The 16,580-nt window shown below is 60.9% G+C and carries 15 protein-coding genes; 9 read left to right on the forward strand and 6 right to left on the reverse strand.

Annotation, left to right across the window (positions count from 1 at the left end; genetic code table 11):
* Positions 1-27 precede the first annotated feature (27 nt).
* Together KBY85_RS07185 and KBY85_RS07190 are read left to right on the forward strand one after the other, a co-directional pair.
* Positions 28-1,218: a GNAT family N-acetyltransferase gene (locus tag KBY85_RS07185; protein ID WP_254960841.1), complete on the forward strand. Its 1,191-nt coding sequence runs from the start codon at positions 28-30 to the stop codon at positions 1,216-1,218.
* The gene (locus tag KBY85_RS07190) at positions 1,211-1,594 is read left to right on the forward strand and encodes a DUF4346 domain-containing protein (protein WP_254960842.1); all 384 of its coding nucleotides are present in this window, start codon (positions 1,211-1,213) and stop codon (positions 1,592-1,594) included. Before KBY85_RS07185 ends, KBY85_RS07190 begins: the two co-directional genes overlap by 8 nt.
* A gap of 84 nt (positions 1,595-1,678) precedes the next feature.
* Here the strand turns inward: KBY85_RS07190 and KBY85_RS07195 are convergent, their stop codons facing one another.
* Entirely contained in the window at positions 1,679-3,286 is a 1,608-nt protein-coding gene (locus tag KBY85_RS07195; protein WP_254960843.1) for a B12-binding domain-containing radical SAM protein, read from the reverse strand.
* Positions 3,287-3,442: 156 nt separating this feature from the next.
* On the opposite strand from KBY85_RS07195, the gene KBY85_RS07200 reads away from it, so the two are divergent.
* Positions 3,443-3,535 carry a cytochrome b6-f complex subunit 6 gene (locus KBY85_RS07200; protein WP_106633090.1) on the forward strand — a complete coding sequence of 31 codons (93 nt, stop codon included), beginning with the start codon at positions 3,443-3,445 and terminating at the stop codon, positions 3,533-3,535.
* Here KBY85_RS07200 and KBY85_RS07205 read toward each other — a convergent pair.
* Positions 3,522-4,745, reverse strand: a complete 1,224-nt coding sequence (locus tag KBY85_RS07205) for an MFS transporter (RefSeq protein ID WP_254960844.1) — start codon at positions 4,743-4,745, stop codon at positions 3,522-3,524. The genes KBY85_RS07200 and KBY85_RS07205 overlap by 14 nt on opposite strands.
* Positions 4,742-6,142 carry a 30S ribosomal protein S12 methylthiotransferase RimO gene (gene rimO, locus KBY85_RS07210; protein ID WP_254960845.1) on the reverse strand — a complete coding sequence of 467 codons (1,401 nt, stop codon included), beginning with the start codon at positions 6,140-6,142 and terminating at the stop codon, positions 4,742-4,744. Before rimO ends, KBY85_RS07205 begins: the two co-directional genes overlap by 4 nt.
* 100 nt (positions 6,143-6,242) lie before the next feature.
* Between rimO and KBY85_RS07215 the strand changes: the two genes are divergently transcribed.
* Positions 6,243-7,169: a vitamin K epoxide reductase family protein gene (locus KBY85_RS07215; RefSeq protein WP_254960846.1), complete on the forward strand. Its 927-nt coding sequence runs from the start codon at positions 6,243-6,245 to the stop codon at positions 7,167-7,169.
* Here the strand turns inward: KBY85_RS07215 and nadB are convergent.
* The 3 genes from nadB to KBY85_RS07230 all read right to left on the reverse strand — a co-directional run bounded on the left by nadB (position 7,148) and on the right by KBY85_RS07230 (position 10,044).
* Positions 7,148-8,803 (reverse strand): L-aspartate oxidase, encoded by a 1,656-nt coding sequence (nadB, locus tag KBY85_RS07220; RefSeq protein ID WP_254960847.1) that lies wholly within the window; start codon positions 8,801-8,803, stop codon positions 7,148-7,150. The genes KBY85_RS07215 and nadB overlap by 22 nt on opposite strands.
* Before the next feature lie 86 nt (positions 8,804-8,889).
* On the reverse strand, positions 8,890-9,267 hold the full coding sequence (gene psbU / locus KBY85_RS07225) for a photosystem II complex extrinsic protein PsbU (protein ID WP_254941806.1): 378 nt from the start codon (positions 9,265-9,267) through the stop codon (positions 8,890-8,892).
* A 111-nt stretch (positions 9,268-9,378) separates the two neighbouring features.
* Positions 9,379-10,044, reverse strand: coding sequence for a DUF3120 domain-containing protein (locus KBY85_RS07230; RefSeq protein WP_315859974.1), 666 nt, complete (start codon positions 10,042-10,044; stop codon positions 9,379-9,381).
* A 165-nt stretch (positions 10,045-10,209) separates the two neighbouring features.
* Between KBY85_RS07230 and KBY85_RS07235 the strand changes: the two genes are divergently transcribed.
* From KBY85_RS07235 to KBY85_RS07255, 5 genes are all read left to right on the forward strand, one after another.
* On the forward strand, positions 10,210-11,073 hold the full coding sequence (locus tag KBY85_RS07235) for an undecaprenyl-diphosphate phosphatase (protein WP_254960848.1): 864 nt from the start codon (positions 10,210-10,212) through the stop codon (positions 11,071-11,073).
* Between the two features lie 22 nt (positions 11,074-11,095).
* Positions 11,096-12,514: a TIGR03279 family radical SAM protein gene (locus tag KBY85_RS07240; RefSeq protein ID WP_254932328.1), complete on the forward strand. Its 1,419-nt coding sequence runs from the start codon at positions 11,096-11,098 to the stop codon at positions 12,512-12,514.
* Between the two features lie 135 nt (positions 12,515-12,649).
* Positions 12,650-14,224 carry a TolC family protein gene (locus KBY85_RS07245; RefSeq protein ID WP_254960849.1) on the forward strand — a complete coding sequence of 525 codons (1,575 nt, stop codon included), beginning with the start codon at positions 12,650-12,652 and terminating at the stop codon, positions 14,222-14,224.
* A 7-nt stretch (positions 14,225-14,231) separates the two neighbouring features.
* Positions 14,232-15,647 carry a BCD family MFS transporter gene (locus KBY85_RS07250; protein ID WP_254960850.1) on the forward strand — a complete coding sequence of 472 codons (1,416 nt, stop codon included), beginning with the start codon at positions 14,232-14,234 and terminating at the stop codon, positions 15,645-15,647.
* Entirely contained in the window at positions 15,644-16,453 is an 810-nt protein-coding gene (locus KBY85_RS07255) for an inositol monophosphatase family protein (protein WP_254932325.1), read from the forward strand. Before KBY85_RS07250 ends, KBY85_RS07255 begins: the two co-directional genes overlap by 4 nt.
* Positions 16,454-16,580 lie beyond the last annotated feature (127 nt).

The raw sequence follows: 16,580 nt of genomic DNA on the forward strand, positions 1-16,580 counted from the left end.
TGCCCCTTGCGAGCCCCTATTGCAGCCATGGCTGAGTTGCAGGCCCGCTGGCACCAAAGTCTGGCCGAGATTCCCGAAGCCCATTGGGATGCCCTGCTGGCCGCGGCGCACCCCCAGGAGTTGCCTTTTTATCGTTGGCGCTGGCTGCAGCAGCTTGAGGCCAGCGGCAGCATTGCGCCGCGGGAGGGCTGGCAGGGCTGTCATCTGGGCCTGTGGCGCGGCGAGGTGTTGCTGGCGGTGGCTCCCCTCTATTTGAAGGGTCACAGCTACGGCGAATTTGTTTTCGACCAGAGTTTTGCCCAGCTCGCTGGCCAGTTGGGCCTGCGCTACTACCCAAAGCTGGTGGGCATGAGCCCGGTGAGCCCGGTTCAGGGCTACCGCTTCCTGATCGACCCCGCTGAGGACGAGGCGGAGTTAACCGCTTTGATGCTTGAGCTGATCGATGCGTTCTGCCGCCAGCACGCCATCCTCAGCTGCAATTTTCTTTATGTGGATCCAGGTTGGCAGCCGCTGGCTGAGGCGGCTGGCTGTGCTGCCTGGGTTAATCAGCAGAGCCAGTGGATCAACCCCGGCCATGGGGATTTCAATGCCTACCTGGCCAGCTTCAATGCCAACCAGCGCCGCAACATCAAGCGGGAGCGGCAGGCGGTGGCAGCCGCTGGCCTCACGGTTACGCCCCTGTTGGGTGAGGCAATCCCGCCGGCTTTAGTTGGGCGCATGTATGACTTTTATGCCCAGCACTGCAGTCGTTGGGGGGCCTGGGGCAGCAAATATCTGAGTGAATCCTTTTTTGCCGCCCTGGCTGCCGATCCGAAGCTGCGGCGCCACATAGTGCTCTTCAGTGCCCATCGCGGCGATCCCGGCGAGCCGGTGGCCATGTCGCTGTGCGTCCACGCCGGCGACCAGCTCTGGGGGCGCTACTGGGGAAGTGATGAGCAGATTGATTGCCTGCATTTTGAGGTCTGTTATTACGCTCCGATTGCCTGGGCAATCGAGCGCGGCATCCGCGCCTTTGATCCCGGCGCAGGCGGTAGCCACAAGCGCCGGCGTGGCTTCGTGGCCCAGCCCCGCGTCAGCCTGCATCGCTGGAGCGATCCACGTTTTGCTTCGATCCTGCAGCGCTGGTTGCCTGGGGCTAATGAGGAGATGGCCGAGCTGATGGCGGCCATGAATGCGGAGCTGCCTTTTACGGCTGCCTACGATCCACCGCATGCCTGAAGTACCTCCCAGCCGCCAACAGCTCGATGACCAGCTCTCCCAGCGGTTCATCGCCTTAGACCCAGCCGGCTACTTCCTAATTCGCATCGATCTCGAGGCGGCGGAGCTGGTGGTTGAGCACTACGGCAATGGCATCGATGAGCGGGGCTTAGCCACTGATCCCGATACCGGAGAGGTATTGAGCTGCCGTGGCGGCGGCGTTCGTGCGCCCTTGGCAGTTTTTCGGGGCTGCAGTGCCAAGCAACTGGGTATTGACCTGACCGAAGGTCCAGGCCCTCACCCGCTCACCTGCCTAGACCACGCCCTCTATCTAGGCAGGGAGCTTCAAAGAGCTCAAGCGTGCCTTGAACAAAGAATTGAATATATCCAAGATTGAATAAATAAATATTGGGTAAATCAGGGCTATAAATATTGATGCATCAATCCAGCCAAGTTAATTGACTGGATTCAACTAACACCTTCAAACCGGCTGTAGCTCGCGGCTCGGTTCAGCTGTGGCCTTTGGAGGATCGGGTGGCAGGGTGGCGAGCTGCTCTTCTATCTCGCGCCGCACGATTGCGCGGTATTCGAGGAAGTGTTCGTTGTGAGCCAGGATCGATATGAAGCCAATGAATCGCTTCGGGTTGTGGCGGTACATGCCATAAAGCGCTTTCCAGAAGCGCACCCTGGTGTTGCGCTTAAGGCCTTGGCGCCAAAGAACGATTCCTAAAGCGCGCAGGTCAACCCAGCTGGTCGGCTTGGGCGGACGGCTGCCAGGAACAACCAACTTCTTCCATTGTTGGGGTGGCAGTTTCAGGAAGTAGGAATAAACGCGATCGATGAAAGCGTTCGGCTCATAAAGGGCGCCGAAAGCATCTACATACTCATTGGCGATGTCGCGAATTGGCCGGGTGGGCTCGAAATTAAGCAGGTTGGTTTGGTTAACCCCTTTCGCAGCTGCCTTGCCTTCGATCAAGCGACCTTCTTTCTCGAGGCGATGCCAAAGAGCTGTGTTTGGAAGGGCCTGAAGCATGCCCATCATCGCGTGGGGAATGCCAGTGCGGGTCACAAACTCGACGATTCTGCCGCCCGCGCCCTCTTTCTCGCCATCGAATCCGATGATGAAACCAGCCATCACCCGCAATCCGTAGGAGGTGATTTTGTCGACAGAATCCACTAGGGAGCTGCGGGTATTTTGTAATTTACCGGCAGTTTCCAGGCTTGCTTCGTCGGGGGTCTCGATGCCGAGGAAGACGCTCTCAAAGCGGCATTCCACCATCATTTGCATGAGGTCATCGTCCGCCGCCAGATCCACTGAGGCTTCTGTGGCGAAGCTGAAGGGGAAGCCGTGCTCAATTTGCCATTGGCGCAAAAGCGGCAGCAGCAATTTGACATTGCGCTTATTGCCGATGAAGTTGTCATCTACCAGGAACACTGAGCGGCGCCAGCCCAAGTCGTAGAGGCACTGCAGCTCGGCAACTAGCTGCTCAGGGTTCTTGGTGCGAGGTTTGCGCCCATACAACACAATTATGTCGCAGAACTCGCACTGGAAGGGGCAGCCTCGGGAGAACTGCACCGACATCTCTGAGTAGGCGTCCAGCTCTAGTAGGTCAAAGCGTGGAATCGGCGTTCCGGTTACATCTGGCTTGACGCCATCAGAGCTAAACCGGCCATGGCTGTCACCCCGCTCAATGGCTTCGATGAACATCGGCAGGGTGATTTCACCCTCGTCGAGGATCTTGTAATCCGCCAGGTCGAGCTCGGGCGCGTCTGGGGTGGAACTGGCAAAAGGACCTCCCACGGCGACGGGGATACCGCGCTGCTTGGCCTTGCCGATCTGAGTGGCCATATCGGCCTTCTGGACGATCATTCCGGAGATCACCACCAGCTCAGCCCAGTCCCACTCGGCTTCGCTGACCTCGCGCACGTTGCGGTCAACCAGCTTCATTTCCCATGACTGGGGCAGCAGGGCGGCAACTGTGACCAATCCCAAGGGCGGTAGAAGCACCTTGCGATCAATCAAGTCGAGGATTTTTTCGTAGCTCCAGAAGGTTTTCGGGAACTCTGGGTAAACGAAGAGAGTGCGCATGCAAACAGCCGAGCTGGGTTGATGACCGGGGAAAACCAGGGCGCTTTTTCTGCGCTGCTATGCGGTGTTAATGAATGAAAGCTTAGGAGGTCTGCGGAAGTGCTGAAGCCTGCGGGCTTTCTGCTGTAATGGCCTCACCTTCAATGATGGCCTGCCATGGCTGCTGCGATTTACCTGGGTTTGTTTGGTGGTGGGCTTGCCGTTGCCATTGCCGCATCGATCGTGCTGCGCGGCATCAAACTGATCTGAGTTTGAGTCTCAGGCCCCTGCGGCTGATCAGCTCCTGTAGGCCCAAGACGAAGCCAGCCGCCCCAAGCACGGCAAAGGTTCCCTGCAACCCGAGCGTCAGGCTCATGGCAGCTGCCAATAGACCACTGAGGCCGCCCCCACCTAGGAAGGCAATCTGGCCCAACCCGGCCATGCGCCCCCGGATGGCCATTGACGAACCCACCTGGCTGATCAAATTGACCCCTGCCAGCAGACTGGCTGTGCCAGCCCCGAGGGCGAAGGTAGCCGCCAGACCTATTCCCAGCGTTTCTGGGCTGCTGAAAGCGGCCATGGCCAGTTGGGCTGCTGCGGTGATCAGGGTGCAGCTTCCAAGCAGCAGGCCGGGCCGCTGGCTCAACCAGCGACTGTGACGCTGAAGTACCAGGCCGCCGCTGATGCTTCCTGCCGCCAACACACTGGTGAATAGGCCAAGGGCCTGGGGGGAGGGGCCCAGCAAATCCCGGGCCATCAACGGGGCTAGGCCTGGGTGGAAAAAGCCCAGTAAACAAGCCAGTGCCGTGTAGATCAGCACATGCCGCAGCACTGGACCACTGCCGCGCCAGGCGGCTCTGAGCCCACTGCTGGCGCCAGCCATGCTGCGCTGCTCCAGTCCCCTATTGGGGTGGAGCAGCCACAGCACTGAGGCGATGGGGATCAAGTAAGTGGCGGCATCGATCGCGAGGGCCGTGCCCGCGCCGGTCCAGGCCAGCAGCCAGCCCCCTATGGGAGGCCCCACCAGCTTGCCCACGTTGAAAACCACCGAAAAGCTGGTGAGGTACGGAGCCAGTTGCTGGTGATCCTCCACCAGTAGGGCGCAATATTTGTTGCGGGCCGTGAGTTCGTAGGAACTGGCGATGCCTACCAGCAGGGTGCTCAGTAGCAACAGGACAACCTGCAGGTCGCCATTGCTCAGGGGTATGGCAACGGCTCCCAGGATGCCTGCTGCGAAAAGTCCCCACTGGGAGCGGATCAGTACGGCTTCGCAGCCCAGCTTGTCGGTCGCAACCCCTGCTGGCCCACTCACCAGCAGGGCGGGTAGGGCCAGCACCGCGAAATGGAGGGCTAGCACCAGGGCATTGCCGCTGCCATCCATCAGGATCCAGCCCTTAGCCGTGAGGCCTGCGAAGGATCCAGCTGTGCTCAGTCCTGAGGCAACCAGAAAGGTGGTGCATTGATGCGCCCGCCAGTTCAAGCGCCCAGGCGGCGGACGTCAACGGCCTCCGCCACCATCGCCTTGGCGCCTACTACCTCGCCGATGAGGTCGTAGGTGTCGGCAGCAGTGATGCGCACCGGCACCATGGTGCCTGGTGCTGCGCAAAGTCCGCCCTCGCCTGGATGCACCCGCACTTCGCCATCAACCTCGGGGGCGAAGCGGGTGCAGCGGCCGAGCATCTCACCGCTGCTGGGGTTCTCCTGCTCGATCAGCACATCCACGATCCTGCCTACCCAAGCGGCGTTGCGGGCGGCGGCGATCGGCTGCTGTAGGGCCATCAGGCGATCCTTGCGCGCTGCTGCCACCTCGGCTGGCACTTGATCCGGCAGGTCGGCGGCGGGGGTGCCCTCCTCCGGTGAAAAGGTGAACACGCCCACGTGGTCGAACTGCTGCTCGGTCACGAAATCGAGCAGGTGCTGGAAGTGCTCTTCGGTCTCGCCAGGAAAGCCCACGATGAAGGTGGTGCGCAGCACCGACTCGGGCAGCTGTTCGCGGATCCGCCGCAGCACGCCGCCGGTTACATCCGCTTGCCAGGGGCGGTTCATTGCCCGCAGCACCTCGGGGTGGCTGTGTTGCAAAGGCAGATCCAGATAGGGCAACACGTTGGCCACCTCGCGGTAGGCCGTAAGCACTGCCTCGGTGAGTCCGGTGGGGTAGGCGTAGTGAACGCGGATCCAGGGGATTTCCACCTCCCCAAGGGCCCGCAGCAGCTCCGCCAGCTGGGGCTTGCCGGCTAGATCGAGGCCGTAATTGGTGGTGATTTGGCTGATCAACACCAACTCCTTCACCCCCTGAGTCGCTAGCTGCTTCGCTTCAGCCACGATGCTCTCGATCGGGCGAGAGCGCTGATTGCCGCGCAGGTGGGGAATGATGCAGAAAGCACAGCGGTAGTCGCAGCCCTCGGCCACCTTCAGGTAAGCCACGGCCTCGCTGGTGGTGCGGTAGCGGGGCAGGTGCTCGTCGCCCACGAAGGTGGGGTTGGCGCTCACCTGATTGACCCGCTCGCCAGCCTCCACCCGCTCCAGCACGCTGACGATGTGCTGGTAGTCGCCGGTACCCACGATCGCCTTGGCTTCGGGGAGGCTTTCGAGCAGCTCCTCCTGGAAGTGCTGGGCCAGGCAGCCCGCGATGATGAGTTCCTTGCCCTGTTCGGCTAGCTCCACCAGGGTGCGCACCGACTCCTCTCGTGCTTCCTGGATGAAGCTGCAGGTGTTCACAACCACCAAAGTGGCGTCGCTTTCATCGGCACTGACGCCGTAGCCGGCCTCGGCTAGCAGACCCAGCATGTGCTCGGTGTCCACGCGGTTTTTTTCGCAGCCCAAGTGGGCAAATGCCACGGTGGGCTTGGCTGCAGGAGCGTGGGTTTCCTGGGTCACAGTTTTTCCAGGGCAGAGATTCACCCTACGTTGCACTCTGACGGCACCCTGAAACCCTGGGTTGCGCCTGCCACAATCAGGCCTGCCTGGGCTACGACCCGTGACCTCAACCCGCCTCAGCCAGCGCCTTAGCTCCAGCCGGCGCCGTAGTGATCCGGCCCGCCGCTGGGCGCGGGTAGCAATGGCTGTGTTGGCCACCATCGGCGCCATCGATACCGGCGCCATCACCCTGAAGCGTTGGGGTCTGCTGGGTCCGCTGAGTTGCCCTGGCGGAGCAGAGGGCTGCGACAAGGTGCTGAACAGCGCCTGGGGCAGCATCTTTGGCCAGCCCCTGTCTTTATTTGGCTGGCTTGCCTACGGGGCGGTTTTGTTGCTTGCTGTGCTGCCGCTGGTGCTGCGCGGCGACTCGAGAGCGGCCCTTGCCCAGCGCAGTTGGTGGGCCCTATTGCTGCTGAGCACGGGCATGGCTGTTTTCAGCCTGTTGTTGATGGGGGTGATGGTTCTCAAGATTCAGGCCTTCTGTTTCTTCTGCGTGCTCTCAGCGACTCTCAGCCTGAGTCTGTTAGTGATCAGCCTCGTTGGTGGGGAGTGGGAAGACCGCGGCCAGCTGGTGTTCAGGGCCGTGATCGTGGCCTTGTTGGTGGGCATGGTGGGCCTGGGCTGGGCGGCTTCTGTGGATCGCCCCGCAGCGGTGCGGGGGGCTGGGGTCCCCCCCCTAGTTGTGGCCATCAGTAGTCCAGAAGCGATTGCCCTAGCAGAGCATCTCAGTCGCACCGGCGCGGTGATGTACACGGCCTACTGGTGCCCCCATTGCCATGAGCAGAAGGAGCTGTTCGGCAAGGAAGCCAGCGCCAAGTTGGGCCTGGTTGAGTGCGCTGCCGATGGCCAAAACAGCCAGAAGTCACTGTGCGACACCAAGAAAATTGAGGGCTTCCCCACCTGGGAGATCAACGGCAAGCTCGATTCAGGGGTTAAGTCCCTAGCTGATCTCGCCCGGCTATCCGGTTACGCCGGCCCAGTGCCCTGAACAGCAGCGGTGCTGGGGGGCCTGTGCAGCTGTTGATCGGTGTGGCGCTGCCAAAAAGGCTGGGCATGGGGCGAATCTGTGCGGTGGTGTCCGCCCCGGCTCTCGGTGCGGAACAGGGCAGCTTCGATTAGCAGCTCGGTCAGCACCAGCCGTTGCTGCAGTTCCTGCAGCCGCCGCAGTGCGGGCACCGCCGCCGGCTCGAATTGGACGCTCTGGCCCGGCTCCACGATTTGTAGCTGCCGCCAGGCTTGGCTTGCTTCGAGCTGCCGGCGCTGGCCACGCAGTTGCTGTAGGGCAGGCCCCAGGGAGTAGCCATTGCGCTCCACACCCGCCACCTGCCAGCAAAGATCCCGCAAGGCGCTGATCTGGGCCTCCAGGCGCTCTTTTGGGGGCAAGGGCAGCTGGGTCGTGGTGATTGGCTCCTCTGGGGCGGCCGCGGTTGGCCTGCCCGGCGCCAGCTCGATTGTGCGTAGCTGGCGGGCAAACACCAGGCACTCCATCAGGGAGTTGCTGGCTAGCCGGTTGGCCCCGTGCACGCCCGTGCAGGCCACTTCGCCTACGGCATACAGGCCAGGCACGCTGGTGGCGGCTTGTAGATCGGTCCAAATGCCGCCCATCCAGTAGTGGGCGGCCGGGGCCACCGGGATCGCCTCCCGGGTGGGTTCCAGCCCGAGTTCACGGCAACGCCCCAAGATCGTGGGGAACTGGCGCTCCAGGCGCGGCAGTCCAACAGGCCGCAAATCCAGCCACAGATGGTCTACGTCTAGGGCCTGCATCCTTCTGGCCAGGGCGCGACTCACCGCATCCCTTGGGGCGAGATCTGCTCCCGGCAGCTGCGCCACCGGGCTGGCTCCCGACTCTTCCACCAGGCGTGCGCCTTCGCCGCGCACCGCCTCCGATATCAGGAAGTGGGGTGCACCCGGCAGCATGAGGGCGGTGGGATGAAACTGCACAAACTCCAGATCGCGCAGTTTTGCGCCGGCTTGCCAGGCCATCACTACCCCGTCGCCGCTCGCCAGGCTGGGGTTGGTGGTGTGGGCGAAAAGGTGGCCTCCACCACCTGTGGCCAGCACCACAGCCCGGGCGGTAAGCCAGTGGAGGCGGTTCTCCTCGAGCACCGCCAGGCCCACACAGCGGCCCTGCTCCAACCAGAGTTGCCAGGCCACAACGCCCTTGCGCTGTACTAGCCGGGGCCGAAGCAGAACCTCCCGTTCCAGGGCTTCCACCAGGGCGCCGCCGGTGCGGTCCTGGGCATGCAGAACCCTCCGGTGGCTGTGGGCGGCTTCCAGGGTTGTGCTCAGATTTTTGCCGTCGCGGTCGAAGGCCATGCCCAGCTCCAGCAGGCGCTCTACGCAAGCTGGAGCGTCATGCACCAGTCGCTCCACGGCCGCCAGATCGCACAGTCCAGCCCCTGCCACCAGGGTGTCGTCGATGTGGCTCTGGAAGCTGTCGTTGGGCCTTGTTACTGCGGCTATACCTCCCTGGGCCCAGCGGCTGGCGGATCGTGGCGTGCTGCTGGGATCACTGTCCTTGCTTAGCAACAGCACGTGCAGATGGCTGGGCAGCTCCAGGCAGGCCATGAGCCCGGCTGCTCCACTGCCAACTACCACCACATCCCAGGACTGCTCTGCCATGGCGGCTCAAGACATCCGACAAAGGTCGGCACTAAAAAAGCCGCCGGAAGGCCCCGACGGCTTTCAAGAGAATCGAATTTTAAGCCTCAGCGGTACTGGCCATCGTTGATGCGGTCGTCGCCTTCGTTCAGGGCGATGACTGCATCAGTGACGGTGAAGTTGTCCTTGTACTTGTTGAACAGTTCCTTTTGGCGATCGGTCAGATCGATGTTCAGCACATCGTCAACGCTGGCGTAGGGGCCTCCCAGGACGATTTTGCCGGCCAGGGTCGGATACATGCCTGGGTAATCCTGGAAGCGGCGCACAGAACAGTTGTTTAGGTCCACCTTGCCGGCTCGCTCGGCGATTTTGTCGTCGGCTTGGTTGCGACGATCGGCTGCGTAAGCCGGCGGTGGAATCAGCAACGTGATCAAGAGGCCGGCCAGCACGACCCCACTAATCAGCCAGGCAACCAGCCGTTTCATCACGACACTCCGTTGAACTACGGGAAGGGAGGCGACATCGGTCACCGGGAGTCCAATGTTACAGAGCCATGCCGGAATTTTTACCTGTAACCCTCCAGGATTTGCAGTTCTTCAGATCAGGCCGCTCAGGCTCGGTGCCCCAAGAGAGGCCAGCAGGAAAAGGGCATCTACCGCCAGGGTTGTGGCCAAGGCTGCGCTTGTTACGCGTCCCACCTCGCCCAAACCCCAGAGCCAGCGGCAGGCTTGAACAAGCACCGCAGCGCACAGCACAACCAACACCAGGCTTTGGGGTGCTAGCACCTGCTGGGCTGCAGCTTGCAGGAGCAGGGGTGCTTCGGTGCTGCTCGCATTGAGGATCTGGGGCCAGGAGGGCATCAGCCAGGTGCCGGCTATGGCTGCATCAGTGGCTGCCGTACCAAGCAGGGACCCTAAATAGAAACCGCAGGCAAGTTTCCAGCGGCTCTGCAGTCCAGTCAGTGCTAGAGGCAGGGCAAAGGCCTCGATGGGCAGGTGCCACACCGGATGGAGCCGGCACCACCCCCAAAACAGGCTGCCTGCCAACCAGCTGCCGCAGAAACCAACTAGCAATTCCCCGGCTCGACTGACTCGGGGATTGGGGTGCTGACTCAGGGCTAGCGCTAGGCCAAGGAGGGGCACCGTGAACAGAGCCGCACTAAAAGGTGCAAGCCGCACCCATGGGGCCTGAAGGAAAACTGGCAGGGTGACCAAAACCCCGCTGATCAGGCTCAGCCCAGGGTTGCGGCACGCCTGCAGCAACGCACGCAGCGAAGGGATGGCCGGAAGGCCTGCCGGGGCTATTGCGCTGGGAGGGGCCCCGACCACCAAAATTGTGAAGAAAGATGCGCAACCTTAAGGGTTCAAGCGGGGAGCCGCGCCATAGGGTCGTTGCAGCTCGTTTTGCCCACGATGTTGTCCGCTGCCATGCCGAACCTGCCCGTTGCGGTGATCGGTTTCTGGGAAGCCTGCTTTCGATCCCTGGTGTTGGGGGTTTTGCAGGGGCTGACGGAGTTTTTGCCGATCAGCAGCACCGCCCACCTCAAGGTGGTGCCGGTCTTGCTCGGCTGGGGTGACCCGGGGGTGGCGGTCACGGCGGTGATTCAGCTGGGCAGCATCGCGGCGGTGTTGGCTTATTTCCGCTCAGACCTGGCTGAAGTGATCAGGGGTGTGGGCCGGGCCTGCCGTCACGGTCAGTGGGGCGACCCCTCCGCTCGCATGGGTGTCGCCATTGCCCTGGGCACTCTGCCGATTGTTTTTGCTGGTTTGGCTTTGAAGCTTTGGGTGCCCGATTACGACAACTCGCCGCTGCGCAGCATGGCCTCGATCGCGTTCGTGTCGATCGTGATGGCCCTGTTGCTGGCTCTGGCTGAGCTGGTGGGTAGCCGTCGCCGCGAGCTGGTTGATGTGCAGCCCCGTGATGGCGTCTGGGTCGGCCTGGCTCAGTCCCTGGCTCTGGTGCCAGGCGTTTCCCGCTCGGGGAGCACCCTCACTGCCGCTTTGTTTGACAGCTGGCAGCGCCCGGCCGCCGCCCGCTTCTCCTTTTTGTTGGGCATTCCGGCAATCACCCTGGCGGGGCTGGTGTCCCTCAAGGAGGCATTCAGTGCTCCAACTGGTGGCGGCGCCGTGCCCTTGCTTGTGGGAATCGTTGCCGCTGCGATGGTGTCCTGGTTGGCGATCGCCTGGTTGCTGCGCTTTCTGCAAACGAACAGCACCTGGGTATTTGTCGCCTATCGCCTGGTCTTCGGGGTAGGCATATTGATTTGGCTTGGCGCCAGGATGGGAGCCTGAATCCCTAGCAGCCCCTAACGTCGTGTGGAATGAGCCCTCTGCGGGGATTGCCCTAGCTGCTCTCGATAGCAGCTCTCCAGGGGCGGTGCGCTTGCCGGCCCCTGCCGTGGTTGCCTCGGTGGAGCCTGGTTCGATCGCTGAGGAGTTGGGCTTTCAGCCGGGCGATCGCCTGCTCAGCATCAATGGCAAGCGTCCACGGGATCTGATCGATGTTCAGATGTTGGTGGGAGAGGAAGAGCTCACCTTGGAAGTTGAAGATCCAGACGGATCCCTGCATACGGTTGAGTTGGAGAAGGATCTCGATGAGGGCTTGGGCCTGGGATTCACTGAAGCTTTGTTCGATGGCCTCAAGCAGTGCAACAACGCCTGTCCGTTCTGCTTCATCGACCAGCAGCCACCGGGTCGCCGCAGCAGTCTCTACCTCAAAGATGATGATTACCGGCTCAGTTTTCTTTACGGCTCCTACCTAACACTCACCAACCTCACCGCCGCTGATTGGCAGCGGATAGAGGAACAGCGGCTTTCGCCCTTGTTCGTTTCCGTCCATGCCACCGAGCCTGAGCTGCGTAGCCGTTTGCTAGTCAATCCTCGGGCCGCTCTGCTGCTGGATCAGCTTGGCTGGTTCGCCCAGCGCGATTTGCAGATCCACGCCCAGGTGGTGGTGTGCCCTGGTATCAACGATGGCCCGGCCCTACTGCGCACCTTGCAGGATTTGGCCCAATTTGGCGCTGGCGATTGGCCCGCGGTGCTCTCCGTGGCAGTGGTGCCCGTGGGGCTTACCCGTTTTCGTCCCGATGGGGATGCCCTCGTACCCGTAGATCGCCAGTCTGCCCGCCAGGTAATCGCCTTGGTGGAGCCCTTGCAGCAGGGCTTTCAGCGAGATCTGGGCAGTCGTTTCGTTTGGTTGTCCGATGAGTGGTATTTGATGGCGGGGCTGCCGCTTCCCCCCCGGGCAGATTACGAGGACCTACCCCAGCAGGAAAACGGCGTCGGCAGCATTCGCGCCTTTATCGAGGCGCTTGAGCTCGCTACCCGGAAGCTGCCCAAGGCCCTGGCCAGGCCGCGGCGGCTGAGCTGGGTGGTGGGCCAGCTGGTGGCCGAAGCTCTCGAGCCCGTGGTAGCCAGGCTCAATGCGGTTGAGGGGCTTGACCTGATTTTGCATGGCTTGCCCAGCCCTTACTGGGGTCAGGAGCAGGTGGTTACGGGCCTGCTGACCGGTTCTGATCTGCTTACCGGCTTGGCTGGCTTGGATTTGGGCGAGGCCTTGCTGCTGCCAGCGGTAATGCTGCGCCAGGGCGAACCGGTATTCCTCGACGACCTCAGCCTGGCTGAGGTCGAGGCCCAGCTGCCGGTGCCTGTGCAGCTGCTGAAGGGTGCAGACGACCTTGTGGCCTCATGTTTAGGCAGGTTTCCATTAACTCCTTACAATGTTCGGGATTAGGCTGATGTTTACGTGCTCAATTTCACTTCCCGCTTAGCTCTGCTTTGCCTGCTGGGTCCCCCTTTTCTGGCCTTTGCAGCCCAAGCTCAGGACAAGCCAGCGACTGCTGCTTCCCAGGCGGATTTGACTTTGCCCATGCCTCCACCGTTGCCACTGGCACCTGAAGCCCTGCGTGGCGACTCCACTACCAAGTTGCGGGGCTATCGGCCACGCCTAAACCCAACCCTCGTGACTCCGGCAGCCACCAAGCTGGCTCCTGGGCTTGAGAATCTGCCCGCACCCGCCTCCTTGGCGCTGCCGGTTAAGCCAGAGCAAGTGCGAATAACCGAGTTGCGCCCCCTTGGTTTAGTTGAAGTAGAAAATCTTGCCGAGGTCAATAACTCCAATCTCAAGGCGATTGCTAGCCAGGTAGATCAGGCTCAGAGCAATCTTCGAGCCCAAATTTCTCAGTGGTATCCCAGCCTCAACTTGGAGGCAAATTCACTACCCGTTTATAACACCGGTGAGCAGAGCAACACGGTGTTTAACGGTGTTAAGCAGACCCAGGTCATTAATCGTTGGGATTTAGGAGCTGCCATCACGGCCCAGTGGTCACTAATCAATCCTCAGCGGGTGCCTACTATAGCAGCGGCGCGTGATCAATTTGAAAAGGCCAAGTTCCAATACGTCATTGCTCTACGGGATCTGCGATTGCAGGCAGCTTCTTCATATTTTGATCTCCAGCAGTCTGACGACCAAGTCCGTATTGGTCAGGAGTCCGTACGCGCTTCTTTAGTTAGCTTGAGAGACTCCAAGGCAAGATTTCAGGCTGGTGTGGCTACAAAGCTAGAGGTGCTTGAAGCTGAAACCCAGCTTTCCCGTGATCAGCAGCTCTTGACCAACTCTCTCGCTGCCCAAGCAATCGCTCGCCGCACCTTGGCAGCTCTTTTGGATTTACCCCAAAATGTAACCCCAACCGCTAAGGATCCGGCAAGGGTCTTTGGCATTTGGCAGCCCTCGTTGCAGGAAAGCATTGTTGCGGCTTATACATTCCGTGAAGAGCTGGATCAGGCTTTGCTGGATATCTCAATCGCTAACAGCCAGGCAAATGCAGCATTGGGTGCTGTTCAGCCCTTCCTAAACATATTTGCTGCGTTTTCAGGCAGCGTTTTTGACGGCCAAGATCCTCAAGTTCTAAACGACCCCGCAGGCGATGGAACGGAATACAACACTGCTATTGGCCTCAACCTGAGCTGGCGCCTCTTTGATGGCGGAGCAGCTGCGGCCCAATCACGGCAAAATAAGCAGCTTGCCCAAGAAAATACTTTTCGCTTCGCCCAGCGACGAGATGGCATTCGCCAGGAGGTTGAAACAAGTTTCTATGAACTCGAGAAAAACAACCGCAACATTGTGACTACCTCTAGGGAGGTGATTTCGGCGCGCGAATCCTTGCGGCTAGCTCGTCTGCGCTTCCAGGCTGGTGTGACAACCCAGCGAGAGGTGGTGGACAACCAGCGAGATCTCACTCAGGCAGAGGTGCGCTATTCCGGTTCAATCACTGACTACAACAAGCGTCTTGCCGAACTTCGTCGCCGAACTGGCCTAGATCAAGTGGCTGGTTGCACGCCCCAGTCCCTACCGGCAGTCAAGCCTGCCGGCGCTTCAGATCTTCCCGTCGAACCCACGCCCCTGATCCCTGCCTGCCAGGCCGCTGCCCAGGGAGCCGTCTGACGCCGTGGTGGCGTCATCTGTTGATCCACAGCCTTCATTTGGGCTGCCCAACACCCTGCGATTGGGTTTGTTCCAGGGTTGTTTGGGCTGCCTGGCCGTCATCTTCGCGGGCCTGCTCAATAGGGTCATGCTCAGCGAGCTTGAGTTCCCCGGCCTACTGGTTGGTGGCGCGCTGGCATTTGAACAGTTTGTTGCTCCCTCCAGGGTGTTGTTCGGCCAAATTTCAGATGCCCATCCCTGGGCGGGGCGTCACCGGCTTCCATATATATGGCTGGGTACTGCCCTGTTTTGTGGCTTGGCGGTGCTGTCCGTTCCCCTGATCTTTCATGTGGGTCGCTTGCTTGAAGCTGCTTCCCAGCCTGAGCTGGCATTGGGAATCACGGCGCTTTGCGGGCTGTTTGCTCTTTATGGTCTGGCGATTTCCCTCGCCACCACCCCCTATCTCGCCCTCGTAATTGATCGCACCAGCGAGGCTGAGCGGCCCCGGGCGGTGGGCTTGATTTGGTGTCTGCTCACTGTGGGCATTGTGATTGGGGCAATCTCGATCAATCTGAGCTTGCGCAGTCTTGATGGCATCACCGATCCTGCCCTTTTGGAGCCTGTATTGCTTGGCTTCATGGGCCGGGTGGCCGCAGTGGTGCTTGTGCTCACGGTTGTTGCCACCGTTGGGCTCGAACCCAGCAACAAGCAACTTGACTTGCCTGCGGGCGGGCAGCGCCGGGAGGATTCCATCACCCTCGCCCAGGCCTGGGCACTTGTCAGCTCAAGCCGTCAGGTCCTGGTTTTTTTCTCCTTTCTTGTGCTGTTCACCCTCGGCTTGTTTCTACAGGACCCCATTCTTGAGAGCTACGCAGCAGACGTGTTTGGCATGCCGATTGCAGCCACGGCATCCCTGAACGCCATTTGGGGTATGGGAACTTTGACGGGCTTGCTGCTTGCTGGGCTGTGGATCGTGCCCAGGCTCGGCAAGTTGGCAACGGCGCGACTGGGTTGCCAGCTGATTTTGGTCAGCCTGGTGTGTTTGGCACTAGCTGGTTTGGAGCCCCGTGTGCCGGTGCTGCAGGTGGTCATGCTCCTGTTTGGCTTGGCGGCGGGCATAGGGACCAACAGCGCCCTAGTGCTGATGCTTGATCTCACCTTGCCGGAGGCTGCTGGCACCTTTGTAGGGGTCTGGGGTCTGGCCCAGGCCTTATCAAGGGCCTTAGGGAAAATGCTCGGTGGTGGACTGCTTGATCTAGCTCGTTCTCTCCAGCAGGCTTTCGAGCTTGCCCCGTCTGTTTATTTCCCCTACGCCATGGTTTTAAGCGTGGAGGTGCTGGTTGCTTTTGGTGCCCTGGTGTTGCTGAGGCGCGTCAACCTGCGCCAATTCAGGGAGGATACGGGTCGCAGCCTCAGCAAGGTGCTGGCCCTAGAGCTCGGATGAACCAAGAACCCTCAGTGCTTTACCCCCCAGATCTCAATCCAGGCCTGGTTGAGCTGATTGATCTTGTGGCTGACCGGCAGCGGGCCGATTTCGGTCATATGGCCTCCGATCTCAAATCAGACGGCAGCCTGATCACGGCCTGTGATCGCTGGAGTGATGCGACCCTGGTTGAAGGATTGGCTCGCCTGTTTCCCGGTGAAGGGGTGCTGAGCGAGGAAGGCGACAAAACAGTGCCTAAGACCTCTGCTTATTGGGTGGTTGATCCCCTGGATGGCACCACTAATTTTGCGGCTGGGATTCCCTACTGGGCCATTTCCATAGCGCGTTTTGAGGCTGGGCGTCCGGTGCTTGCCGTGCTGGATGTGCCACCACTTCGGCAGCGGATCGTGGCGATACGCGGTCAGGGTGCCTGGCGCAATGGTCGCCTCCTGCTGGCTCCCTCCGGGCAGAGCCACCCTGCTGGCTGCGCTTCCTTGTGTAGCCGTTCGATAGGAGTGCTGCAAAAGCTGCCCAATCAACGCTTCCCTGGGAAAATCCGTTTGCTTGGGGTGGCAAGCCTCAATCTTGTCAGTGTGGCGATGGGGCAAACGATCTCAGCACTTGAGGCCACTCCCAAAATCTGGGATCTGGCAGCAGCGTGGTTGGTGCTCAGCGAGTTGGACTGCCCGATTCGTTGGCTGGTGCGATCACCGGAATCGATCGATGCTGGTTCCGATCTGTCTGCAGCCGATTTCCCTGTGCTGGCGGCCGATCGGCCGGAAACCTTGGCCCGCTTCATGCCCTGGGCCGATGCGCTGGTGGGCTGATCCTTGCCAGAAGGGCGTTGGAGGTGATATGTTTTTGGACTGCGCGCAAGGGGGAAGATCCCGAAGCGAGCAGGCTTACGACGAAGAAGGCGAGAGCCGACGGTGTTGTAAGTTTTCTGAGTCGCTG

Source organism: Cyanobium sp. BA5m-10 (assembly GCF_024346255.1).
Classification (GTDB): domain Bacteria; phylum Cyanobacteriota; class Cyanobacteriia; order PCC-6307; family Cyanobiaceae; genus Cyanobium_A; species Cyanobium_A usitatum.